Genomic DNA, 808 nt, shown 5'->3' on the forward strand with positions numbered 1-808 from the left:
GGGCCTGCGGTGGCGGGATTGGACTGGGTCCGTGAAGGGTGTGGCTCTTCGCGGCGGACGTGGAAGGGATCGTTTCGGTGAGACCGGGGTTCGTGCTCGAGGTCGACGAGCGGACTCCCCCGCTGCTGGTGCACCAGGGCGACGGGGTGCTGCTGGAGCGTTTCCCGCTGGGGACGCGGGTGGTGTATCCGCCGCAGCCGCGGCCGGGTGTCGAGGACGTCGACGCGGCGATCGCGGCGGCGTTGGCGGCCCCGGTGGGCTCGGAGCCGCTGGCGGCGTTGCTGCGTCCCGGGATGCGGCTGGTGATCGCCGTGGCCGATCCGGCGGTGCCGGCGCCGCGGATGCGCCGTCCTGATGTGCGTGGGCGGATTCTGGAGCAGGTGCTGACGGCGGCGGCGGCGGCCGGGGTGGACGAGGTGTCGCTGATCGTCGCCAGTGGGTTGCACCGGCGGCTGTCGGCGCGGGAGATGGAGCGTCTGGTCGGGGAGCGGGTGTTCCGCTCGTTCTGGCCGTCGGCGCTTGTCTGCCATGACGCCGAGGACGCGGCGAACCTCGTCGAGGTGGGGCAGAGCGCGGCCGGGGAGCCGGTGGCGGTGGCGCGGGTGGTGGCGCAGGCCGATCTGGTGGTGTCCGTCGAGGTGGTGCAGGCCGCCGGGGTGGGGGGTCCTGCGGGGCTGGCGGCCGGGGTGTCGTCGTACGCGTCGCTGCGGGCGGTGCACAGTGTGGCCGCGGCGATGACGGCGGCGGCCTGGGCGGGGTGGACGAGGTGTCGCTGATCGTCGCCAGTGGGTTGCACCGGCGGCTGTCG

At 74.5% G+C, this 808-nt stretch carries 1 protein-coding gene; it reads left to right on the forward strand.

All coding sequences use genetic code 11. From position 1 onward, the window contains the following. Window positions 1–77 precede the first annotated feature (77 nt). Entirely contained in the window at window positions 78–776 is a 699-nt protein-coding gene (locus C1A33_RS26775; protein WP_423748153.1) for a lactate racemase domain-containing protein, read from the forward strand. The last annotated feature ends 32 nt before the right edge of the window (window positions 777–808 follow it).

The organism is Frankia canadensis, assembly GCF_900197875.1.
GTDB lineage: Bacteria > Actinomycetota > Actinomycetes > Frankiales > Frankiaceae > Frankia > Frankia canadensis.